This is a genomic window from Bradyrhizobium sp. 22, from assembly GCF_000482425.1.
In the GTDB taxonomy this organism is placed as follows: domain Bacteria; phylum Pseudomonadota; class Alphaproteobacteria; order Rhizobiales; family Xanthobacteraceae; genus Bradyrhizobium; species Bradyrhizobium japonicum_B.
The window spans coordinates 1,704,362-1,726,664 of the sequence record NZ_KI519399.1 but is presented as its reverse complement, the minus strand read 5'-3'; the positions used below and the strand labels follow the sequence as shown (position 1 = coordinate 1,726,664).

Sequence of the window (22,303 nt, the reverse complement as noted above, 5' to 3'; positions counted from 1 at the left end):
TTTCGTGATCGACGCGCCAAGCGTCATGAACTGCGACCTCGCTATTTCGTCGCCAAGGCTGCCACGGCCCGCCAATCTGCGTCGGGCGCAGCCGATGCGAGCTGACGGCAGCGCTCGCGCATCAGCTCGGCGGGACGGTCGTGGCGGCGCTGTTTCAACACGGCCTCGAAATCGGCCAGCGCAGCGGCGAACCGCCGCGCGCGATAGGCGGCAAGGCCGCGCTCGTAATCCGCGATCCAGCCGATCGCCTCGGCGTCGATGGCCTCTCCATCCACGATCCCGATCAGCTCGTGAACCAACAATCCCTCCTCCCGGCCATAGACCGCAATGCTGTCGACCTCACGCGTGATGACGGCGCCGCGCGCCAGGCGTTCGGTCGTCTCGCCGATCAGGATGTGCGTGCCGTAGGCTTTGTTGGCGCCTTCGAGCCGGCTCGCGACATTCACGGCATCGCCGATCACGGTGTAGTTCAGCCGCAGCTCCGAGCCGATATTGCCGACCAGCATGCGGCCCGAATTGATGCCGATCCGGATCTGGAGCGGCTGGCCGAGATCGTCGACCAGACCGGACTCTGCCACGGCCTTGCGGCAGGCGAGCGCCGCGCGGCAGCATCGCGCGGCGTGATCGTCCTGCGGCTGCGGCGCGCCCCAGAATGCCATCACGGCGTCGCCGATGAACTTGTCGATGGTGCCGCCATTGGCGACGATGATCTCCGAGGTGACGTCGAGATAGCGCGACAGCAGCGGCACCACGCGATCGCCGAGCCGCTCCGACAATCCAGTAAAGCCGGCAATGTCGATGAACATCACGCTGAGCTCCTGGACGGTGCCGCCGGGCCTCGCCTCGACACCCTGGCGCAGCAGGCCGCGGACGAGATCAGCCGGAATGAATTTGCGGAAGGCGGACAGGCCGGACGCCATCTCCGCGATTGCGCCGGACAGGCTCGCGATCTCCTTGAGCCGCGAGGGATGGCGGCGGACCTGCTCCAGCGCGAAGGCTTCGACATGGCGAAGCTCGCCGACGACGCGCGACAGCGGCGCGGCGATGACGGACCGCGCCAGCATCGCGGAGGCCAGCGCGGCGAGCACGGCGCCGATGGCAAGGCCGAAAATCAGGCGGCGCAGCGTCGTCTCGACGGGCCCGAGAAACTCCGCCTCCGGAATCACGGTGGCGAGCGACCAGCCGGGAAACGGCAGCGGCGTCAGAGCAACCTCGTAGGCCGCGCCGCCCGAAATGAGCCGGCTCCGCCACGCCTCCTTGCGGCCGGCCTCCCCTGCCTTGTCGAGCGCTGCGCGCGCGAGCGGCAGCAACGTGGTGTCACCGCGCGCCGGATGGAGCTCGTCGGCGTCCTTGTCCGGTGCCGCGACCAGCTCGCCGCTGCCATCGACGATGAACGCAGTCCCCGTGCGCCCGACCTCGAGCTGCGACAGGAAGCGCGCGAGCCTCGTATATTCGATGATGACGGCCAGAACGCCTTGCCGCTCCTGATAGACGTCGATCGGCCCCGCGAACGCGATCGACGGTCGCTCGCCGGTCGCGTGCTCCGTCACCCTGAACCATTGCGGCTCGTCCGCGTCGAGCCCGGCCTTGAACCAGGCTTGATCGGCGACGCGGAACGAGGTCGGCTCGAAACGGCGGTTGGCGAACTCGATGTCGCCGGGCACCACGTCATATTCATCGACCCGGCGCTGGCCGGCATGGTCGGTCAGCGAGATCTCCATCATCTCCAGGCGGCGATCGCCCAGCTTGTGCGCGGCGAAGAAGGAGCCGTCCGGCCAGCCGAACGCGACCCAGGAGATCGTCGCCTGCGACTGCAATTGCGACAGGAACACGAACTCGCGCTTGTCGGCCTCGCGGGTGTCGAGCACGTTCTGCAGGAACAGGGTGCGGATCGCGGTGTGGGCGGCGCGCGCCTCGTCGACGATGGCCGAGACCTCCTTGCGCACCGCAGCCACGATCTGCTCGTTGATGGTCGAGGCGAGCTGCCGGCTGGTCGCCTCCGCCGTGCGCCACCAGAGCAGGCTGGAGAGCGCGGCCGTCAGCAGGATCGCAGCCAGCACCAGCGCCGACACCGCGAGGCGGATGCTGACCGTCAGCCCTGCGATCGCACGAAGCCGTCGTTCGGGATCAACCTTCATCGCCCTCTTCGCCTGCCGGTTCACGCCGAGCCGCTGACCTTGTTCTACGCCGCCGGCGCTCGTCCGTTACGTCTGACAGGAACGGGCTCCGGCCGCCAATGCGCGGCGGCTACCGTGTCGATAGAGCCAAGGCATTGGCTTTGAGCCGAGGCTTGCCCGCTAATGCCGGTCAAGCGCACCGGCGGTGCGCCCGATCCAATCGGTCTCACGGCTTTGTGAGCAGCCCGCAGGTAACGCCGGCTGCGCGCGCAGCGAAGGAGACCACGCGCACATCGCCTGCAAGGCGATGCCATCTCGAACAGGAGAATCTCGATGTCTGCCAAGCATGCCGTCACCTCGCTCGTCCTCGCCGGCGCCATGTCGACCGCGCTCGCGACACTCGCCGCCGCCGGCCCGCTGACCAAGTCCGAGGCCGACGCTGCCGTCGCCGCCAAGAAAGAGAAGTGCTTCGGCGTCGCGCTGAAGGGCCAGAACGACTGCGCGGCGGGACCGGGCACGACCTGCCAGGGCACCTCGACCGTCGACTACCAGGGCAATGCCTGGAAATTCGTGCAGGGCGGCACCTGCACCAGCATCGAGCTGCCGGGCGGCAAGAAGGGCTCGCTCAAGCCGGTCTAGCGGCCTTCACGACGTCGCCAGCAAGCACGAACGGAGCAGCACGATGAGCACGGCGATCAAGTCGACCCGACCGGCAGCCATGCCGCTCCGCTTCGCGATTCCCATCGGCGGCGTTGCCGGGACGAGCTTCAAGCCGGAGCATCTTGCGGCAATTCTCGAGGCAGGACCTCGGCGTGGCTTCTTCGAAGTCCACGCCGAGAACTACATGGGCGATGGCGGTCCACCGCATCGCGCGCTGGAGGCGATCCGCCGCGACCATCCGCTGTCCCTGCATGGCGTCTGCATGTCGATCGGCGGGCCACGGCCGCTCGACAAGGCGCATCTGGCGCGCTTCCGCGGCCTGGTCGCGCGCTATCAGCCGGCGCTGGTGTCCGAGCATCTGGCCTGGTCGACGCATGAAGCCAGCTTCTTCAACGATCTGTTGCCGCTTCCCTATACCGAAGCGACGCTGGCTTGCGTCTGCGACCACATCGACCAGGTGCAGGAGGCCATCCGCCGTCCGCTGCTGCTGGAAAATCCGTCGACCTACGTCGCCTTCCGCGAATCCTCGATGCGCGAGACCGAGTTCATTCGCGCAATTGCGGAGCGCACCGGCTGCGGGCTGCTGCTCGACGTCAACAATGTGTTCGTCTCCGCCACCAATCACGGCGCTTCGGCGCTCGACTACCTCGCGGATTTTCCGCTGTCACGTGTCCAGGAAATTCATCTTGCGGGCCATGCCGAGCAGGCCGACGACGAAGGCGATCTGCTGTTGATCGACAGCCACGACAGGCCGGTTGCGGATGCCGTCTGGAAGCTCTACGAGATCGTGATCCAGCGCCGCGGCGCGGTGCCGACGCTGATCGAATGGGACAGCAGGATTCCGGACTGGACGGTGCTGCAGGCGGAAGCCGCTGCCGCCCAGGCGATCCTCGACCGTCATCAGTCCGCCGCGATGGCAGGAGAGCGTCATGCGGCCTGAAGCCGGCTTGTCCTTTGCCGCTGCATTCGCGCCGGCGGTGCTCGATCCCGCACGCGAAACGCCTGCGGTCGTGACCGGCCCGAACGGCAAGGCCGCCGACCGGCGCTACGACGTCTACCGCAACAACGTCACCGTCAGCCTGATCGAGGCGCTGGCCGCGGTTTATCCGGCGGTGCAGCGCATCACCGGCGCCGAATTTTTTCGCGCCATGGCACGCTTCCATGTCCGCAGCCATCCGCCGGCTTCGCCGCTGCTGTTCGAATATGGCCGCGAGTTTCCCGGGTTCATCGAAGCCTATGAGCATGCGCAGGATATGCCCTGGCTCGCCGATATCGCCCGCATCGAACGGGCCTGGCTCGATGCCTATCATGCCGGTGACGCCGCGCCGCTGTCACCGGCCCGGCTGTCCGCGATCGACCCGGAACGTCTGGCGGACGCCGTCTTCATCCCGCACCCGGCGATGCGGATCGTTCGTTCGCCATACGCCGCGGTGACGATTTTCGCCGCCAATCGCGGCAGCGCTCCCCCCGCGCGCATCGATGCGTCCAGGCCGGAGGACGCGCTGATCACACGGCCCGAATTCGACGTCGCGGTGCTGCACCTGCCACCCGCCGGCGCCGTCTTTGCCGCCTGCCTCGCATCCGGCCAACCGCTCGGCGAAGCTGCCGCGATGGCACTGGAGGCATCGCCCGACTTCGACCTTGCCTCGAACATCGCCGGCCTGATCGAGGCCGGTGCCTTCACCTCGCTTGCTGCTGGAGACGCACCATGATCACGGACCAACGCATGGCGACCGGCGGCGGCCTGCCGTCGCCCGGGCTGCTCGCCGACAGGGCCAATCAGCTGGTGCAGGCGATCGCCGTCCCCTCGCTCGTCCTGCTCGTGCTGCGCTTCGCGCTGGCGGTGCCGTTCTGGCGCTCGGGGATGCTCAAATGGGACGGCTTCCTCAGGCTCAACGACACCGCCGTGACGCTGTTCAGCGATGAGTTCATGCTTCACCTGCCGGGCGGGCCTTACCACTTTCCGGCGCCGACCCTGATGGCATTCCTGTCGGGCTGCGGCGAGATCATGTTTCCCATCCTCCTCGTGCTCGGGCTCGGCACGCGGTTCGCGGGGCTTGGGCTGCTGTTCATGACAATCATCGTCGAGCTCACGGTGCCCGACGGCTGGCCGATCCACCTCACCTGGGCCGCCATGGCGCTCGCCCTCATGGCCTACGGACCCGGAAACATCTCGCTCGATCATTTGCTTTGCCGCCTCCGTAGCCCGGATGGAGCGCAGCGCAATCCGGGGCAGCCCGTGCGATGAGGCTGCGGTCCCGGATTACGCTTCGCTCCATCCGGGCTACAGAGTTCACATCCCGCTCAGGCCGCTATCCACCGCGAGCGTTTGCGCGGTGACATAGACGCTTTCGTCGGACAGGAAGAACAGCACGGCGTAGGCGACCTCCCAGGCCGTGGCCTGGCGGCCGAACGGGATGTGGCCCTTGCCGCGATTGGGGCGGCCGGCGCCGGCTTCGCGGCCATTCGGGGTGTCGACGAGGCCGGGATAGACCAGATTGGCGCGAATGCCGCGGCGCGCGCCGAGATGGGCGATGTTGCGCATCAGGCCGCCGAGCGCGGCTTTCGAGGAATCATAGACCGCCATTTGCGATCCGGCCTTCAGCGCGGCGATCGAGGAGATGAAGACGATGGCGCCGCCATCGTCGAATTTCGGCAGCGCGGCGCGGCAGCACAGCATGGGGCCGCGAACATTGACGTCGTAGATCCTATTCCACTCTTCCGGGCTGACGTTGTCGAGGCCGGTCTTGCCGAAGGTGCCGATGTTCAGCACCATGCCGTCGAGGCCGCCCATGGCGCGATGCGCCTCTTCGATCATTCGGATGACATCGGTCTCACGCGTGACGTCGGCGGCAATGGCGAAGGCCTCGCCGCCTTCGTCGGTGATGCGCTCGACGGTCTGTTGCGCGGAGGCGTGGTTGAGATCGGCGACCGCGACCTTCGCGCCCTCGCGGGCACAGAGGATGCTCATGGCGCGGCCGTTACCGATCGGATCGGTCACGGCATCGAACACGCGCTGGCCGCCGCCGACGATGAGGATATGGCGGCCTTTCAGTCGCCCCCTGCCCGGCGCTTCGCCCAGCGATGCCGCGCTCGGCGGACGGACAAAGCGCTCCGGCTTGCTCTCGGTCTCCGCCATCCTCAGCCGCCCTGTTTCTTGCCGCCGTCATAGACCGCCATGCCGGCGGCGGGATCGAGATCCGTCTCGGTCGCTTCAGTCAGGCGCGCCATCATCATGTAGAAGCCGAGCGCGACGATCGACTCTATGATCTCCTGGTCGCTGAAGTGTTTTCGCGCGGCGGCAAAGACGGCCTCAGGCACACGGACGTTCTCGACGACTTCACGCCCGAACTTCAGCAAGGCGCGTTCCGCCCCATTCAGCGCGTCCGCATCGCAGTCGCCGCGCTCCACCGCATCGATCTGGGCCTGCGTGCAGCCGACGCCGATCGCGATCGGCACGTGCTGGCGCCATTCATAGGCGCCGCCCTCGAGCTGCGCGGCCAGGAGGATCAGAAGCTCGCGGTTGACGGACGAGAGCTTCTGCTTGTGCAGGATCGAATTGCCAAGCCGCATCGCCGGAATCATGTTGGCCTCGGCATGGGCCATCATGCGGAAGATGTTGAGCTTGACCGGCATGCGGTCGAACGAGGCGCGGATGTCGCCGCGCGTCGTCTCCGGATCAATCAGAGGCAGCCTTGCCACGGTTCTCTCCCTTGGGCTTTCGTTTCTTGTTGTCGGCGCCGTTCCTTGCCGCGATCAGCGACAGGAAGAAATCGAGATAGCGGTCGATCGCCTCGAGCACCTTCGGCCGCGGCGAAGGGACTGCGCCCATCACGTAATGCTCGAGACGGATGTAGATCAGGCCTGCCGCGAACAGCCGGGCGGTCTCGCGCGGATCGGGCGTCGACACCAGGCCGGCCAGCGCGAAGCCGCGAAAATAGGCCGTCATCAGGCTCTCTTCGCGCGCATAGAAGTGATCGGCGAACTTGGCGCGGATGCCGGGGACGCGGTTGCGCTCGGCGGTGATGACCTTCTGGAACTGGTGCTCGCGCGGATCCGACCATTGCTCGACCAGGTCGAGCGCGAACTGGCGACAGAACGCGGCAGGCTGGCGCGCGAGCTGCTTGTAGCGCGGCTCCTCCAGCCGGCTCGCCGAGCTGGCCGGGCCATGCTCGCTGACGATCGCTTCGAGGATCGCCGCCTTGCCGGGGAAATGGTTGTAGAGGCTGCTCTCGCGGATGCCGACGCGGCGCGCGAGCTCGCGCATCGAAGCGCCGCCATAGCCGCTCTGCGCGAACAGGTTGAGCGCTTCGGCGAGGATGCGCTCGCGCGTCGTGGGCACAGCCGCATCCGCAGCGGTGGAGGTATGGGCAGCCATGCCGCTTGACTAACGAACGATCGTTCGCTAGTCAACCGTACGAACGATCGTTCGTTTTCCGATCGGAGATCATCAGCACGACGCAGCAAGCGCTGTGCACGATCGTGACATTCAACTCCGCTCGATAAGCGGAGAGCAATTGGGGGAAGAACGCCATGGCAAGCCACGCTCGCCTTTTGCCCACACAATCAACCGCAGCGCTTCGCATCGTCGCATCATTGCTGCTGATCTTGTCTGCGGCGCCGTCCGCCCGCGCCGAAGATCCGGCCGCCTACCCTACCCGCAAGATCAAGATGCTGCTGCCCTATGCAGCCGGCGGCGGCGGCGACGTGGTCGGCCGACTGCTTGCGGACAGGATGGGCAAGACGCTCGGACACAGCATCTATATCGAGAACCACACGGGCGCGGCCGGCACGCTCGGCACGCAGATGGTCGCGACATCTGCAAACGACGGCTACACCATCACCGTCGGCGGCATGACCACGCATGTGCTGGCGCCGGCAATTTATCCGAAGCTGCCCTACGATCCGATCAAGGATTTCACCACCATCGGCCGCGTCGGCACCTCCTCGATCATGCTGGTCGCGACCAGGAATTTTGCCGCCAATGACATCAAGGGCTTGGTCGCGCTGGCCAAGAAGGGCGAGCCGGTCCAGTACGGCAGCTGGGGCGTTGGCTCGACCGGGCAGTTCTGTGCCGAAATCCTGATGCAGCAGACCGGCATCAAGATGGATCACGTTCCGTTCAACGGCATCGCGAAGCTGGCCGGCGACCTGCTCGGCGGCCACATCTCGCTGGCGACGCTCGACGTCGCAACCGCGACGCCGCTGGTGAAGGACGGCTCGATCAAGGCGCTGGCCGCCTGCGGCGAGCGTTCGCCGAGCCTGCCTGACGTCGCCAGCTACAAGGAGCAGGGCGTGCCGTTCGACCGCAACCTGTCCTGGGCGATGTATGCGCCCGCAGGCCTTGCTCCGCCGATCGCACAGAAATTGTCGGCGGCGCTGAAGGAGGCACTCGGCGATGATCTGGTGAAGGGGAAGCTGCTCGCGCTCGGCACCACGCCGCAATTCGTGTCCGGCGAGGAGCAGCGCGACATCAACGCCCGCGACATCGCAGCCTGGAAGCAGGTCGCCAAGGACGCCGGCATCGAGGTCAAGTGAGTGAGCGGCTGGCAGCTCGCGTGCGGCCATCCTTCGAGACGCCCGCCGTTGGCGGGCCCTCAGAATGAGGTCTCGTTTCTCAGTGAGATATCGGACCCTCATGGTGAGGAGCCCGCAAGGCGGGCGTCTCGAACAAGCAGGCCGTGCCTCGCGCGCCAGTCCCGCTGCCGTAGCAATGAAATAGATCGAGAACAGGAGCGCGGACATGAGCCGCATCTTCGGCGCGGTGCGCCAGAACGGATATGTGGTGCGGGACATCCAGGCCGCGATGAAGCACTGGATCGAGGTGATGGGCGTCGGACCCTGGTACTACATGGACCGCGTCAAGACCGACTGGTTCCGCCATCGCGGCGAGGACTCCGCCGTCGAGATGAGCATTGCGCTGGCCAATTCCGGAAATCTCCAGATCGAGCTGATCCAGCAGCGCAACGACGCGCCATCGCTGTACAAGGAGTTCCTGGACGCCGGCCACGAAGGGCTCCAGCACATGTCGTACTGGAGCCATGACTACCAGGCGCTCTACGACAAGGCGCTCGGGCTCGGCTACAGGATCGGCCATGAGGGCCAGATCGGCGGCGAGCGCGGACGCTTTGCCTATTACGACACGCAGGCCCATCCCGGCACGGTGATCGAGATCTCCGACATCAGCGGCACCAAGGGGCCGTTCTTCGAGAAGGTCCGGCAGGCCGCACTGAACTGGGACGGCACGCGGCCGATCCGCGAGGTCGGCGGCGGGCGATCGTAGAACCGAGCGCCCGCAATTTGCGCCGCTGCTGGCTCCGCCGCAGCGGCGGCGCGTCGGCCTACCAGAAGCCCCGCTGCATCGGCTGCGCCGGCTGATAATACTGGTACTGGCTGCGGCGGCGCGGATTGCCTTGCTGGACGTAGGGATCGCGCTGCTGGAAGAAGAAGCCGAAGCCGTTGTCCCAGCCGTCGTCGCTCGCGATCATGGCAGGCGCGGTCGGCTTGCGGGTGATGAAGCCGCCCTGTGGCTCGTTGCTGAGCACCGCGACAAACTCGGTGCGGTAATTGGTCTCGCTGCTCAGCGGCTCGTCCGAGATGACGATCGAGGAGCGCGGCAATGCGGTCGGCCCGATGCGATCCCACACGTCCTGCGGGATGGTGATGCGGTCGAGGGCGTTGCGGGCCTCGTCGCCGTTCTCGATCGTGACCACGCTCCAGCGCAGGCCCGCATCGGTCTTCGCCATCGCCGTGAAGATGTGCGTGCCGATCGGCTGCTCGGGGTTGCGGATCGTGACGGGCACCTCGATGCTGGTGTCGAACACCTCGCCACCGCCGTCGGGCGCCGGCTTGTGCGTGTTTCGCCGCACGTAGAGCTTCTGCGTGGCGCGGCTGATATAGACCGAGACCGGCTCGCTTGCGAGCTTTGCGTCGGTCGCGGCCTTGACGGCTTCAGCCTTTCTGGCCGCAGCGGCCTTGGCGGCCTCCTTCGTCGCGGCCACGGCTTCGCGCTTCGGCTGCGCGGCGGCCTTGGCGGCATCGAGCTGCGTCGCCGCGTCGGCGGCCTTGGCTGCCGCCTTCTGCGTCAGCTCCTCGGCCTTGGCGCGGGCCTGATCGGTCCTGGCGTTCGCGAGCGTCTTGTTGGCGAAGGCGATTTCGCCATCCGCCCGGGCCTTCTGCTGTTCCAGCTTGCGCAGCGCGGCGGGGAGCGAGGCTGCCTCCTTCGCGGCGACGGAAGCAGCCTTCTTGGCTTCGTCCGCAGCCCTTGTCGCCTCCTCCGCCTCGACGGCGAGCTTGTCGGCCTGGCGGGGCGCTGCCGCGATGGCCTCCGGCTTCGGCACGAACAGCGAGGGATGAGAGATATCGGTCGGGACCGTGTCGTGCGGTGAGACGATCACGCGCATGCCGATATAGGTCTTGTCGAACACATTCTCGGCAAAGCCGAACGGCATCCGCACGCAGCCGTGCGAGGCGGCATAGCCGGGCAGCGGTCCGCCATGCAGCGCAATCCCGTTCCAGGTGATGCGCTGCATATGCGGCATCCAGGCATCGTCATACAGGCTCGAGCGATGCTCCCGGTTCTTCTCGAGGATGGCGAAGACGCCGGCCGGCGTCTCGCGACCGGTGGTGCCGGTGGACACCGGCGCGCGCACGATCCAGCCGTCGGCATCGTAGAAAGTGACCTGCTGGCTCTTGATCGAGACGATCGCCATGATCGGGTCGCCGGCCTGCCGCGGCGCAACCGCCTCGGCCGCCTGACGCGCCTGCTTGGCCGCATTCGCCGGCGCGACCGTCGCAAGGACCGCCACCGCCGCCATCGTCACAATTCCGGGAAGGCCCCAACACCGCATGGCCCAGGTGGATCGCGCCGTGGTCAGTCGGTTGTTCATGCCATCCTCGGTCGAAAATGCCGGCCTGTGCCGATCATGTATCAGGTTGCGATCATTGAATTAAGAAATCGCAGCCGGCTTACGTTCCGTCTGTGGCGATATTCGGCACGGTCCGGCAACAAATCCCTCATATACGATGGCCCGAGCCGGCGGAAGGTCGGTTGCAGCCGGGGCCGGCCCGAAGCGGGCACCAGTCAGTGCGGCAGAATGTCCGCTCTGCCCGCGAGCGAGGTCGCCCGTCAGACGCCAAGAGCCTTGCGGTTGAAGCTCCGCAGGAACCGCAGCGACAGCGTCCGGACATTGGCGACGTTGAGCAGCCAGGCCGCGAGGGCATAGGCGAGGCCGCCTGCCAGACTGACGATGCTGAGCGCGATGAGGCCGGTGCCGCCGGCCTGAGAACGCGCAAGGAGGATGGCGGCGGCCATCGCCGCGGCCGAAACCGCGACCCCGGCGAGCCGGTTGAAGTCGAATGGCACCGGATGAGCGCGATGCATCAGGGCGATTGCAACGAGCAAACCGATCGCCTCGGTCGCGAGCGTCGCCAGCGCCGCGCCGTAGATGCCGTAGCCGGCGACCAGCACGACCATCAGCACCACGCTGACGACCAGGGTGAGGAAGGACTGCGCCGCCAGCATGAAGGGCCGCTCGGCGAGCTGGAAGCTGATCTGAACGTAGAACTGATTGGCGATCCCGAACAAGCGGGCGAGCACCAGGGTCGGCAGCAGGGCCGACACGCCGGCACGAAAGTCGACGCCGACGAGCGTGCCGGCAACCTGGTCCGCCGCAAGCGCGAGCCAGACCGCAACGGGCGTGACCACGACGAGCAGGAGCTCGAGACTCTCGGTCAAGCGCTCCCGCGTCGCCGCGGCGTCGTTCTCGGACAATGACCGGAACACCAGCGGCACGGTGGCGGCGGCAACGCTGGATGCGATCATGACCATGAACTGGCGCGGCAGGTCGGCCGCGACGCCGAAGATGCCGGCGGCATCCTTGCCGAGCAGATAGGCGACGATAAGGCGGTCGCAGGCCGAATAGACCGCGACCGACAATCCGGCCAGCGTCAGCGGCAGGCCGTAGCGCGCCAGTTGCATGAACTGGCTGCGCTGGAAGCGTGCGATCCTGGTGTGGTCGCCGACCAGGTTCAGGATGATCCCGGTCAGCGAGCCCAGGCCGAACGCGGCCAGCAGCCCCAATCCGCCCCAGCCGAGCCAGATGGCGAGCAGGCCGAACCCGACGCTCGACACGCTGCGCACGATCGAGATGGCGGCGAACCGGTAGGGGCGCAATTTGGCGCGTTCGAACTCCTGGCCGACATCGACGGCATTGGCCATGATCGCAACGAACATGCTGGCGAGCAGCAGCTCGACGCTGACGTCGCTGCGGACCAGGAAGACCAAGGGGGTCGTGGCGCAGAGCACGGCCGCGGTGAGGGCGAAGGCCACCATCGCCGTGCCGCGAAAATCCACCTCCGCCGACATCGCCTGATAGCGCGACACCGACAGCTTGATCCAGGCGAAGAAGATCGCGCCCAGAATGCCGGCGAGGCTGATGCCGACGACATAGACGCCGTACTCCGCCGGGCTGAGCAGCCGCGTATAGGCCGTGACGGCGAAGAAGCCCACCGCCGCAGGCAGGATATAGGCGACGAGATAGATCGAGAAATGGCGGTTCAGCATGCGAGCACGGGACCGTGGGCGGTCTTGCGAGTGTGGCGGCCGTTAATCAATGGGACCTTGGTGAGACGAACGAACTGCGCCGCAACATCGCTCAAGATTGTCACATAAGTGCGCAGATCGGGCGGCAAATGAAGCCTAGAAGCCGCTTTCGCGCGTTAGCGTTAAATTTGGCCTTCCCGGAACGCCAAGGCGCGGTCATGCGCGGCCATGGCCGGCAAACCGCAGGGGTTAACCCAACACGGCAAAATCGAGGGCGTCGCAGCTCCCCGCTTGGTACGATGCTGCGTTGGCTCGAAAAGGACCGCCGTGACCAGGCTCGATAGACGCGAATTCCTCCTCGGCGGCGCCGCAGCCCTGGCGGCGGCAGCAACGGCATCCGCGGCCCCGGCGTCGAAGCTTGCGCAGCGCCGCCCCGGCTTTGGCGCGGCCGCCACGCTCTGGGACCTGCAGGCCGATCCCAGGCTCGGCGAAGCCATCAGCACCTATTGCACGCAGGTGGTGCCGGTGCTCGAGCTGAAATGGCCGATGCTGCGGCCGAACGCCCACACGTTCAATTTCGAGCGCGCCGACGCGATCCTGGATTTCGCGCGCGACAACGACCTGACGATGCGCGGCCACGCGCTCGCCTGGTATCACGACATTCCGGACTGGACCAAGCAGATCAAGGACACAAGAGGCGTCGAACGCGCCTATGTCGACCACATCGGCACCGTCGTCTCCTACTACAAGGACAAGCTGACGTCGTGGGACGTCGTCAACGAGCCGATCCCGGACAACCCCCGCAGTCCGAAGGACCGGCGCGACACGTTCTGGACGCAGCATCTGGGCCAGAGCTGGATTCCGCTGGCCTTCCGCACCGCCGCCGCGGCCGATCCATCGGTCAAGCTCGCGATCAACGAATACGACATCGAGTCGGCGAAGGACTCGTTCATCGCCAAGCGCGCGGCCTATCGCAATCTCATCATGGACCTGCTCGACCGGGGCGTGCCGCTGCACGCCGTGGGCCTGCAAGCGCATCTGCATGCCGAGCTGGAGATCGACACCCACGGCCTCGCCGAATTCGTCACCGAGCTGCGCTCGTGGGGACTGGACGTGCTCGTCACCGAGCTCGACGTCGACGACCAGAAGCTGGCGGGAAGTCCTGCGCAGCGTGACGCCATCGTCGCCAAGCGCGTCGACGACCTGCTGACGGCGATCTCGACCAGCGGCCCGGTGCGCTCGATCCTGACCTGGGGACTTTCGGATCGCTACAGCTGGATCAACGGCACCTTCGCGCGTGCCGACAAGCAGCCGAACCGCCCGCTGCCGCTCGACGGCGAGTTCAAGCCGAAGCCGTTCCTGGACGTGATCAGCAAATTCACGAAAGACGCCTGAGGGCGCCGGATCTCAGCGCGTCTTCGGCGCGACGAAGGCGGCCGCCTCGTCGATGTGATCCGGTGCAAGGCCCGGAGCCCGGCGATCGCGCGACGAGAGGCGGAACACTTCGCGGATGTCGTCGACCGAGGTCGACGAATAGGACTGGATGCAGAGCGCGACCTGCTCGGGCGAAGCGGCGCGCATCATGGCTTCGATGGCGGGACGGTCGAGCGGCGTGTCGTCCCAATGCGAGACCGCGATGCTGTCTTCCGTGACCCGGTGATTGGCCAGATGCGCGGGCGAGCTCGCGACGAAATGGCCGTACATCAGATATTCCGAGAACTTCTTCTTCCGGCACAGCGCCAGGACCCAGCTCAGCCCGGTCGCCGATTTGATGGCGGCGGTCATCGCGCGCGCGGTGTCCTTGTCCCAGACCAAGGCATTGCCGACATAATCGTCGGCGGGAAAGGAGCGGTCCTTGATGCCGAGAAGCTGATCGACCGTCCGCAGCCACAGCCCATGCAGCGGGTGGTCGGCGCCGATGTCCTTCGGCGTGACGAACAGCGGCGTCTTCTCAGCGCCGGCATATTGGCCAACGTCGAATTCGCGGAAGAACAGATTGTCCGAATCCAGGATGCAGACGCGCTGCTCGGGCGCGTTGAGAACGCCGGCGATCTTCAGGATCTGCTGGATGTGCCAGCCGTGCACCGGCGACGACAGCAGCGACAGCCAGACCCGCCGCTTGCTGATGAACTGAAGCGCCGGCGGCAGCGCGAACAGCCATTTCGGCAGGTAGCGCGAGGCCGGAACGATGACCCGCTTGTCCGAGGCGAAGCGCTCGAACAGCGGCACGTCCTCATCGTTAACGAGAACATAATGCCGCGTGTATCCCGTCAGCCAGGTGTCGATGCTCTCGCTGAGCAGCGAGAAGCGTTCGATATCCTTGGCATAGCTGGCGGTCAGCAGGGCAACGGAATGCATGGAGCGCGCTCAAATGGCCATCAGGCCGCACTCATAGCCGCGCCGGAAGACGGGGGAAACTCACGATTCGAATCAAGGTAAAGCGAAACAAGCACAGGTCTCGAGCTGAAGCGGGTTGAGCGTTCGTCGCTCGCGGCGGCGCGTGCCCGGGACAAGCCCCGGGCATGACGACCGACCCGACGAGGTGAAGAGACCTCACCTCGCCTCTTCGAAGCCGGCCAGCACCGAGGTCAGGTTCGCACCCAGAATATCCGAGAGATAACCGCCCTCCTGGACGAACACGGTCGGCAGGCCCATCCTGGCGATGGCCTGGCCGATGCGGCGGAAGCCCGGCGTGGTGACGGCCAGTCCCTTCAGCGGATCGTGTTCGGATGCATCGAGACCGAGCGCGATGACGAGCGCGCCGGGGGCGAAGGATTCGATCGCCTTGCGTGCGAGCTCCATCGCCTGCATGTAGCCGTCATCGCCGGTGCCGATCGGAAGCGGAATGTTGAGATTGGTGCCGAGGCCCGGACCTTCGCCCCGCTCGTGCGCGTAGCCCCACACATAGGGATAATACGCGATGGGATCGGCGTGGATCGACACCGTGTAGACGTCCGGCCGCGCGTAGAAAATGCCCTGCGTGCCGTTGCCGTGATGGACGTCGACGTCGAGGATGACGACGCGCTCGTGCTTCTGCCGCAGATGGCCTGCGGCAATCGCGCTGTTGTTGAGGAAGCAGAAGCCGCCGGCCATGTCGCGATAGGCGTGGTGACCGGGCGGACGGCACAGCGCATAGGTTGCGTCCTCACCGTCCATCACCATCTGCGCGGCGGTGACCGCCACGTCGGTTGCGGCACAGGCCGCGGCCCAGGTGCCCGGGCCGATCGGCGCCGCGGTGTCGGCGGTGTGCCAGCCGAGCTTGCCGACGATGTGGGTCGGATAGGTCGCGGCATGTCGCACCGGGTGGATGTTGCCGATCATCTCCGGGCCGGAATCGCCGAGCGCGGTCCAGGCGTCCCAGGCTTCGCTCAGGAACGACAGATATTCCGGGCTGTGAACCCGCGCGCGAGGCCCCTGCCCGAAAGTGGTCGGCTCGACCAGCTGGTGCTTGCCGTCCTGCAACCCCTTGAGCAAGCGGTCGGCGCGCTCCGGCTGCTCGGTGGTGCGCTTGACGACGCCTCGAACCAGGAAGAATTGCGGATCGTGGCTGCGGTGCAGTTCGGTATGGACGGCTTTCACTCAAACACTCCGTGGTCGCAGATTCTCTCGACGTGCCACGAAAGTCTTGATCCCCGCGGCGGCCAGATGCAAGCAAGAAGAATGCCGCAGGGCGCCGCCGTTCTACTGATGGAAGCAGACCGTCCTCAGGCGGCTCGCTCTCAGCAGCGCCCGCGCTGCAGGCAGTGCTCGCGGCCCTGCTGGTCGGTGCGGAAGGACTCGATGAAGCCGCCCTGACGCTGGGTGACGAAGACGGTCTTGCCGTCGCTGCCGCCGAAGGCGAGGTTGGTCGGCTCCTTGGCCTTGAGTGCGATCTCGCGCTCGACCGCACCATTGGGCTTCAGCAGCGCGACCGTACCCTTGAGGATGCGGGCGACATAGAGACGGCCGGCAATATCGGTGCGCAAGCCGTCGACGGTGTCGGGCTGGAATGTCTTGATCAGCTTTGCCGCCGTCAGCTCGGTGCCGTTGATGGCATAGGACCAGATCTGGCCGTTGCTGGATTCCCCGACATAGAGCGTCTTGCCGTCGGGGCTGAGATCGATGCCGTTGGTGGTGCCCATCGCGCGCGGTGACGTCATCGGCTGTCCCTGCACCGTACCGTCGGCGGCCTTTGCGATCCGCCAGATGTGACCTTCCCTGCCCTTCCAGTTCGGATCGCTCGCATAGATCGTGCCGTCGCGGGCGATCGTGATGTCGTTGGGCTGGTTCATCTCGTCGGAGTGAAACCAGACGGCGGGCGCGGTCGTCCCCTTCGGGATCGCGAAGATGTTGTGCTTCTTGTAGTCGGCGATGAACATGGTGCCGCTGCGATCGAAGCGGATGGCGTTGCCGACGCTGCCCTCGGGCAGCGCCGTGAACGGCTCCGACGCCGTACTGCCCGCAGGCAGCCTGCCGATGGTGCCGGGCTTGCCGAGATTGACCACGAACAGATTGCCGTCGAGGTCCGCCGCGGGGCCCTCGATGCCGAAGGTGTATTCGCCGGCGGGCGTCACCTGCGCGCTTTCGAACAGCTTCGTCTCCGCTTGCGCGGAAGCCGTCGCAACGGCGAGGAGGACGCTACTGCACAGGCACCAGAAATTCCTGCCGGATGTAATAGCCATCGCCGTCGGTGCACTCGCCGTTCAGGTAAGGGTCGGCCGGCCGGAAGAATCGGCTGAAGCCGGGTTTGTCTACAGCGCTGCTTTGTGTCACGACAACGACCTTCCCAGCCGGTATTTCGCCGCATTCCTTGCCGGTCTTGCCAAAGAACTTGCGCTGCGGCGGGCCGGGCTTGATCCGCATCCGCGTGCCCGGAACCATCTTCGCAACGAGCAGGTCCATGATGTCGAGCAGGCGCCCATAGCCGGGTTCGGTCTTCGGCAGGCTCTCGCCGCCCGGCGGCATCAGCTTCTCGGCGCCGATGCCGCGCAGGCGCGTGCGCAGCCTGCCGGACGCGGGGTCGCCCGGATAGATCCAGCCGTCCTGCGCGAGCATGAAGCGGAGCACAGCGCCGTCCTTCTCCGCCTCCGGTTGACCCGGCTTCAAGCCGAAATCCGAATGACAGCCGACACAGTGCCGCTCGATGAGGCCTTTGCGCAGCGTGGTCAGCCGGGCGCTGTTCTGCGCGTCCCGGGCGACGAAGGCCGCAAGCTGGTCGATCATCGCCTCGCTGCGCGTGTCGCATGGCAGCGGTGGCGGCGGACCGCCCGCGGCACGATCGATGCGGATCACGCTGCGGTTCTTGTCCTCGACCAGCCAGATCGCGCCGTCCTCCGCGACCGTCATGCCGACCGGCGCGCCTTGCGGCCGCGCGCCGTTGACGCGGTGCCAGCCCGCGATCAGCTCGCCAAACGGCGCGGCGGCGACGTCGCCGGCCTCGGTCTGAAAGCTGCGCGTCGGCTCGGCCGCACAGCTGACGTGATAGCGCACCGGTGCCGGGCTTGGCCTCGGGAAACCGCGGTCGTCGACGTCGTAGACGAGAACGCGGCTGCCGGTCGGGCGATAGCCGTGCAGGCCGACCAGCAGCTTGCCCTCCAGCTCCGGGAATTTGCCGCCGCGATAATACAGCATCGCGAGCGGCGCGCCGTGCGGCGGCAGCAGCGTGAACGGCGGCTTGTAGAGCGCGCCTGCCGTGCAAAACGACTTGTAGGGCCCGGATTGCAGCACGGTTCTGAATTCAGGGCTCGGCGTCGACAGGTCGTAGCAATAGGGCCAGCCATAATGCCCGCCCTGCACAATCGCGTTGATCTCCTCGTTCGGCTTGAAGATATCGGGCAGGTCGCGGCTGTTCTCGCCCTGCAGGAAGGCGTAGCCGGCATCAGGGAAATTCGGATGCAGCGCCAGCGCCATCGAGTTGCGCAGGCCGCGCGCATAGACGGTGTGCGGCGGATCGGGATCGCCGGGATTCAGCGCCGGGAAGACGCCGCCCGCGGGCGGCGCGAACAGCCAGATCGAGGCCAGGGCCGCAGCGCCCTCGGCCGCCGCGCAAGGTTTTGTGATCGGAGCCGGCGTGATGCAATCGTCGCTGTGCGAGCCGACACTGACGAACAGCCGCCCGTTCCTGTCGAAGACGAACGGCTTGAGCGGGTGCGCGCTCTCCTCGAGCCTGATGCCGTCGGGCAATTTGATCCGGCGGCCGGGCAAGTGACGGATGATGGTTTCGACCGTGCCGCGCGGATTGTCGGCGAGCGGATCGAACCGGAAGATCGCATCAGTGGTGGAGGCGTAGAGCTTCTTGTCCGGACCGATCGCGAGGCCGAACGGATATTCGATTCCCGCGAGAAGCTCCTTGAGCCGCCCGCCCTGTGGCGCGCGCGGATCGAGCAGCAGCAGCCGTCCGTCGCTGTGGCCCCAGCCGCCCATGTCGGCCACCACGAACAGATCGCGGCCCGGAACCTGGACGATCGACCGCGGAAACTTGAGGCGATCCTCCTCGCTGGCGACGAGCCCGGCGCAAAATCCGGCCATCATGTCGATCTGGATGCTGGGGAAAGCGAGATCGCCGTTGCCGCAGCTATCCGCGCCGATCGCATAGCCGCTGCGGCGGAGCGGCTCCGACGACGCCACCGAAATGAGCCCGAGCACGACAGCAAGCGCCCACGCACATGCGCGCAGCCTCCCAGATGTGAAATAGCTCACGGCGGCCTCCCAGACTTTCCGCCGAAAACCTGTTCCATGACGCGGAAACGCGGTCCAGCCCAACATCACTCGCCTGTGATTAAACCTGTAACGATCTTCGTGACGACCAATCTCCGTAGATTCCCTCACCGGAATCGACCCGAATGTTTCGCGAAGGCGTCAGGTGGTATCGCTTTGCCATCCTAGTTGCTCCGCCAGGAGGCGCATATGGTCCAGGTCTATTTTCACTGCTCCAACACCGAGGGCACGCTGATCGACCGCTACGGCGCCGCCGTCTCCAATCTCACCGAGGCGCGCGACCATGCCTCTCAGATCATGCGGTCGATGATCCTGACGCCGAGCAACGAAGACTGGCGCGACTGGGTGATCCATGTCAGCGACGATGACGGCGAGGAGATTTTCGATCTCCCCTTCACCGCCATGCTCGGCAAGCCGCATTGAGGTGATGCCATGCTGATCGCCTCCCTGAGCCTGCTTCGCCACCCCCTGAGCTTCGTCGTCGCCAAATGGCAGACGCTGGTCAGGGTCGCCGGCGACCCCTACCGCCCCGAGCTCCACTATATGCGCGGGCCCGGCCCGAAATGGCGCGCCAAATATCAGGCCAGCCGGCTGAACCGCGGGCTGTGACGCTGCGGTCTCCGCTGCTTCTCGTTAGTCTCCGTCTCTCCTTCGTCATGGCCGGGCTTGTCCCGGCCATCTACGTTCTGGAGACGCGGACACGAAGACGTGGATGCCCGGGCCTTCGCCTCGCCGAAGCGGCTTCGGCCGCGCAGGCGGGATGAGCCCGGGCCATGACGGCTGGGGGACAAGCGCGCTCCTGCCCTACCTGCCCGTAAACCTCGCCTTGCGCTTCTCGACGAAGGCATTGCGGCCTTCGATCGCATCCGCGCTCTTGCGGATTTCGGCCTGAAGCTCGATCTCGCGGCGGAATTGCGCCTCGTAGGTCGCATGCTCGCTCTCCTCGACCAGCAGGCGGGTTGCGACCAAAGCGCGCGTCGGGCCCTCGGCGAGGCGGCGGGCCAGGCCAAGCGCCTCGTCCATCAGCTTCGCGTCGTCGACGACCTGGCGCACCAGGCCGATCTCCTGGGCATGCTCTGCCGTCAGCGGCTCGTTCAGCAGCATCAGCTCGAGCGCGCGCTGCCGGCCGATCAGCCGCGGCAGCAGCCAGGTCGAGCCGAGATCCGGCACCAGCGCGATGCGGCTGAACACCTGGATGAAGCTGGCCGACCGCGCCGCGACGATGATGTCGCCGGCCATGGCGAGGCTGAAGCCGCCGCCGGCCGCCACCCCGTTCACGGCGACGACGACGGGCACGCGGCACTCGCGGAGCGCCTTGAAGGCCGGCCAGTAGAAACGCATGACGCCGGCCGCGATATCTTCGCCCAGCGCCTCCGAAGCCTTCAGGTTCTGTCCCGAGCAGAAGCCGCGTCCCGCGCCGGTCAGGACCAGGGCCCGAATAGTCTCGTCCTGCGACATCTCGCCGATGGCGGCGGCGAGCGCGCCGAGCAGATCCGGCGTCATCGCATTCAGGCTCGCCGGCTCGTCGAGCGTCAGGATTCCGACCGCGCCATCCCGCGCCCGTTTCACACCAGCCATGTCGCGCCTCCCTTTGGATGTTCTCGTTGGCCGCAATGTGCCATTGTCCGCGGGCTTCGCCAATCGCGGAGCAAGTCAGCCGCAGCGAAGCCAGCATAGAACATCAAGACGACATCATGCCTCATCAGTTCAGCCTCAACCAAACCGTCCGCAAACCCGCCGTCACGTCCAAGGGCGGCATCGTCGCCTCGCAATCGCGGCGGGCGGCCGAAGTCGGGGCGCAGGTGCTGGCGGCGGGCGGCGACTGCGTGGACGCGGTCGTGGCCACAACCATGGCGCTGAACGTGCTGGAGCCCTGGAACAGCGGCATCGGCGGCGGTGGTGCGATGGTGCTCTTCCGCGCCAAGGAAAATCGCCATGAGGTGATTGATTACGGCATGTGCGCGCCGCAGAGCCTGCGCGTCGCCGACTATCCGCTCAGCGGCGAAGGCGCTGCGTCCGATCTCTTCCCCTGGCCGCGGGTGAAGGACGATCGCAACATCCACGGTCCCGGTTCGATCGCCGTGCCCGGCGTCGTCGCCGGGATGGAAGAGGCGCATCGCCGCTACGCCAAAATGCCGTGGAAGGATCTGGTGGTGCCGGCAGCCGCGCTTGCCGGCGAAGGCCTGCTGGTCGATTGGTGGACCACGGTGACGATCTCGGGCTCGGCCGCCGATCTCAGGCGCTATCCCGCCAGCGCGGCGGCGTTCCTGAAGGACGGCCTGCCGCCGACCGCGCCCTGGGGCATCAAGGCCGAGACGCGGCTGCCGCAGGCCACGCTGAAGGCGACGCTGTCGCATCTCGCCGAGACCGGCCCGCGCGATTTCTACCAAGGCGATCTCGCCCGGAGCATCGCCTCCGACATCAAGGCCGACGGCGGTTCGCTGTCGGTCGAGGACCTCGCCGCCTTCCGCGCGCATATGCGCGAGCCGCTGGCGATCCCGTATCGCGGCGGCAAGGTGTATGCGACGCCCGAGCTCACGGCCGGGCCCACCATGGCGCACGCGCTGCGCCTGTTGCAGCAGAGCCTGACGCCGGCAGGCGCGCCGGACGCGGCCGCCTATGCCGAATATGCACTCGCTCTGCAGGCGGCCTTCCGCGAGCGGCTCAAGGACATGGGCGATGCCGACGGCAAACGCTCGCTCGGCGCCGAATATCTGGCGCCGGCCTGCACCACGCATTTCTCCGTGGTCGACCGCGACGGCAACATCGCCGCGGTGACGCAGACGCTGCTCTCGTCCTTCGGCTCGCGATATGTGACGCCGCACACCGGCATCGCCATGAACAACGGCATCATGTGGTTCGATCCGACGCCCGGCACCACCAACTCGCTCGCGCCTGGCAAGCGCTGCCTCTGCAACTACACGCCCGTCATCGCCGAGACCAGGGACGGCAAGCGCCTCGCGGTCGGCGCATCCGGCGGCCGCCGCATCCTGCCGTCGGTGCTGCAGCTCGTCTCGTTCGCGATGGATTACGGCATGGATCTCGACGCCGCCATCCATCAGCCGCGCATCGACGCCAGCGAGGGCGTGGTGGTGATCGGCGATGCCCGCCTGCCGGCGGAGGTGCGCAAAGTGCTGGCTGCACGCTTCGACTATGAAGAGTGCCAGGTGCAGACACTGCCGCAGAAATTCGCCTGCCCAAGCGTGGTGATGCGCGAGGGCGACACGAATTTCGGCGCGGTCGAGATCTTCCAGCCGTGGGCCGATGCGGTGGCGGAGGGCTGAGG

Annotated in this window: 21 protein-coding genes; 10 read left to right on the top strand and 11 right to left on the bottom strand. The window is 66.6% G+C overall.

Annotated elements, in window-relative coordinates; translation table 11 throughout:
- Window positions 1-41: 41 nt before the first annotated feature.
- Window positions 42-2,138 (bottom strand): adenylate/guanylate cyclase domain-containing protein, encoded by a 2,097-nt coding sequence (locus K410_RS0109540; protein WP_028134632.1) that lies wholly within the window; start codon window positions 2,136-2,138, stop codon window positions 42-44.
- A gap of 312 nt (window positions 2,139-2,450) precedes the next feature.
- Between K410_RS0109540 and K410_RS0109535 the strand changes: the two genes are divergently transcribed.
- The 4 genes from K410_RS0109535 to K410_RS36665 are packed head-to-tail and all read left to right on the top strand — an operon-like array spanning window position 2,451 to window position 5,025.
- Window positions 2,451-2,756, top strand: a complete 306-nt coding sequence (locus tag K410_RS0109535) for a BufA1 family periplasmic bufferin-type metallophore (protein ID WP_028134631.1) — start codon at window positions 2,451-2,453, stop codon at window positions 2,754-2,756.
- A 43-nt stretch (window positions 2,757-2,799) separates the two neighbouring features.
- Entirely contained in the window at window positions 2,800-3,717 is a 918-nt protein-coding gene (gene bufB / locus K410_RS0109530; RefSeq protein ID WP_028134630.1) for an MNIO family bufferin maturase, read from the top strand.
- A complete protein-coding gene (locus tag K410_RS0109525) occupies window positions 3,707-4,489 on the top strand; it encodes an HvfC/BufC N-terminal domain-containing protein (protein ID WP_028134629.1) in 783 nt (260 codons plus the stop codon). The genes bufB and K410_RS0109525 overlap by 11 nt, the downstream gene beginning before the upstream one ends.
- Complete coding sequence (locus K410_RS36665) at window positions 4,486-5,025, top strand: DoxX family protein (protein ID WP_049819982.1); 540 nt, start codon at window positions 4,486-4,488, stop codon at window positions 5,023-5,025. The genes K410_RS0109525 and K410_RS36665 overlap by 4 nt, the downstream gene beginning before the upstream one ends.
- Window positions 5,026-5,070: 45 nt before the next feature.
- On the opposite strand, the gene K410_RS0109515 is transcribed toward K410_RS36665, so the two are convergent.
- From K410_RS0109515 to K410_RS0109505, 3 genes are read right to left on the bottom strand one after another with little or no spacing between them, the layout of a single operon-like run.
- The gene (locus K410_RS0109515) at window positions 5,071-5,916 is read right to left on the bottom strand and encodes an SDR family NAD(P)-dependent oxidoreductase (protein ID WP_028134628.1); all 846 of its coding nucleotides are present in this window, start codon (window positions 5,914-5,916) and stop codon (window positions 5,071-5,073) included.
- 2 nt (window positions 5,917-5,918) lie between these two features.
- Window positions 5,919-6,479: a carboxymuconolactone decarboxylase family protein gene (locus K410_RS0109510; RefSeq protein WP_028137482.1), complete on the bottom strand. Its 561-nt coding sequence runs from the start codon at window positions 6,477-6,479 to the stop codon at window positions 5,919-5,921.
- Window positions 6,457-7,155 carry a TetR/AcrR family transcriptional regulator gene (locus K410_RS0109505; protein ID WP_028134627.1) on the bottom strand — a complete coding sequence of 233 codons (699 nt, stop codon included), beginning with the start codon at window positions 7,153-7,155 and terminating at the stop codon, window positions 6,457-6,459. The genes K410_RS0109510 and K410_RS0109505 overlap by 23 nt, the downstream gene beginning before the upstream one ends.
- Before the next feature lie 155 nt (window positions 7,156-7,310).
- Between K410_RS0109505 and K410_RS0109500 the strand changes: the two genes are divergently transcribed.
- Together K410_RS0109500 and K410_RS0109495 are read left to right on the top strand one after the other, a co-directional pair.
- Window positions 7,311-8,315 carry a Bug family tripartite tricarboxylate transporter substrate binding protein gene (locus K410_RS0109500; RefSeq protein WP_049819981.1) on the top strand — a complete coding sequence of 335 codons (1,005 nt, stop codon included), beginning with the start codon at window positions 7,311-7,313 and terminating at the stop codon, window positions 8,313-8,315.
- Window positions 8,316-8,520: 205 nt separating this feature from the next.
- Window positions 8,521-9,060 carry a VOC family protein gene (locus tag K410_RS0109495; protein WP_028134625.1) on the top strand — a complete coding sequence of 180 codons (540 nt, stop codon included), beginning with the start codon at window positions 8,521-8,523 and terminating at the stop codon, window positions 9,058-9,060.
- A 58-nt stretch (window positions 9,061-9,118) separates the two neighbouring features.
- Here the strand turns inward: K410_RS0109495 and K410_RS0109490 are convergent, their stop codons facing one another.
- Both K410_RS0109490 and K410_RS0109485 read right to left on the bottom strand, forming a co-directional pair.
- Complete coding sequence (locus tag K410_RS0109490; protein ID WP_028134624.1) at window positions 9,119-10,666, bottom strand: L,D-transpeptidase; 1,548 nt, start codon at window positions 10,664-10,666, stop codon at window positions 9,119-9,121.
- A gap of 239 nt (window positions 10,667-10,905) precedes the next feature.
- Complete coding sequence (locus K410_RS0109485; RefSeq protein WP_028134623.1) at window positions 10,906-12,342, bottom strand: lipopolysaccharide biosynthesis protein; 1,437 nt, start codon at window positions 12,340-12,342, stop codon at window positions 10,906-10,908.
- Between the two features lie 306 nt (window positions 12,343-12,648).
- Between K410_RS0109485 and K410_RS0109480 the strand changes: the two genes are divergently transcribed.
- Entirely contained in the window at window positions 12,649-13,716 is a 1,068-nt protein-coding gene (locus K410_RS0109480) for an endo-1,4-beta-xylanase (protein WP_028134622.1), read from the top strand.
- A gap of 12 nt (window positions 13,717-13,728) precedes the next feature.
- On the opposite strand, the gene K410_RS0109475 is transcribed toward K410_RS0109480, so the two are convergent.
- The 4 genes from K410_RS0109475 to K410_RS0109460 all read right to left on the bottom strand — a co-directional run bounded on the left by K410_RS0109475 (window position 13,729) and on the right by K410_RS0109460 (window position 18,999).
- On the bottom strand, window positions 13,729-14,679 hold the full coding sequence (locus K410_RS0109475) for a DUF6492 family protein (protein WP_028134621.1): 951 nt from the start codon (window positions 14,677-14,679) through the stop codon (window positions 13,729-13,731).
- A 195-nt stretch (window positions 14,680-14,874) separates the two neighbouring features.
- Window positions 14,875-15,900 (bottom strand): histone deacetylase family protein, encoded by a 1,026-nt coding sequence (locus tag K410_RS0109470; RefSeq protein ID WP_028134620.1) that lies wholly within the window; start codon window positions 15,898-15,900, stop codon window positions 14,875-14,877.
- Between the two features lie 140 nt (window positions 15,901-16,040).
- Window positions 16,041-16,982 carry an SMP-30/gluconolactonase/LRE family protein gene (locus K410_RS0109465; protein WP_028134619.1) on the bottom strand — a complete coding sequence of 314 codons (942 nt, stop codon included), beginning with the start codon at window positions 16,980-16,982 and terminating at the stop codon, window positions 16,041-16,043.
- Window positions 16,939-18,999: a PQQ-dependent sugar dehydrogenase gene (locus K410_RS0109460; protein WP_028134618.1), complete on the bottom strand. Its 2,061-nt coding sequence runs from the start codon at window positions 18,997-18,999 to the stop codon at window positions 16,939-16,941. Before K410_RS0109460 ends, K410_RS0109465 begins: the two co-directional genes overlap by 44 nt.
- A 207-nt stretch (window positions 19,000-19,206) precedes the next feature.
- Between K410_RS0109460 and K410_RS0109455 the strand changes: the two genes are divergently transcribed.
- Complete coding sequence (locus K410_RS0109455; RefSeq protein WP_028134617.1) at window positions 19,207-19,440, top strand: DUF6894 family protein; 234 nt, start codon at window positions 19,207-19,209, stop codon at window positions 19,438-19,440.
- Window positions 19,441-19,449: 9 nt separating this feature from the next.
- On the top strand, window positions 19,450-19,626 hold the full coding sequence (locus K410_RS40315) for a hypothetical protein (RefSeq protein ID WP_196236005.1): 177 nt from the start codon (window positions 19,450-19,452) through the stop codon (window positions 19,624-19,626).
- Between the two features lie 195 nt (window positions 19,627-19,821).
- Here K410_RS40315 and K410_RS0109445 read toward each other — a convergent pair whose 3' ends face one another.
- Window positions 19,822-20,595: an enoyl-CoA hydratase-related protein gene (locus K410_RS0109445; protein WP_028134616.1), complete on the bottom strand. Its 774-nt coding sequence runs from the start codon at window positions 20,593-20,595 to the stop codon at window positions 19,822-19,824.
- A 116-nt stretch (window positions 20,596-20,711) separates the two neighbouring features.
- Between K410_RS0109445 and K410_RS0109440 the strand changes: the two genes are divergently transcribed.
- The gene (locus K410_RS0109440; protein ID WP_028134615.1) at window positions 20,712-22,301 is read left to right on the top strand and encodes a gamma-glutamyltransferase family protein; all 1,590 of its coding nucleotides are present in this window, start codon (window positions 20,712-20,714) and stop codon (window positions 22,299-22,301) included.
- Window positions 22,302-22,303 lie beyond the last annotated feature (2 nt).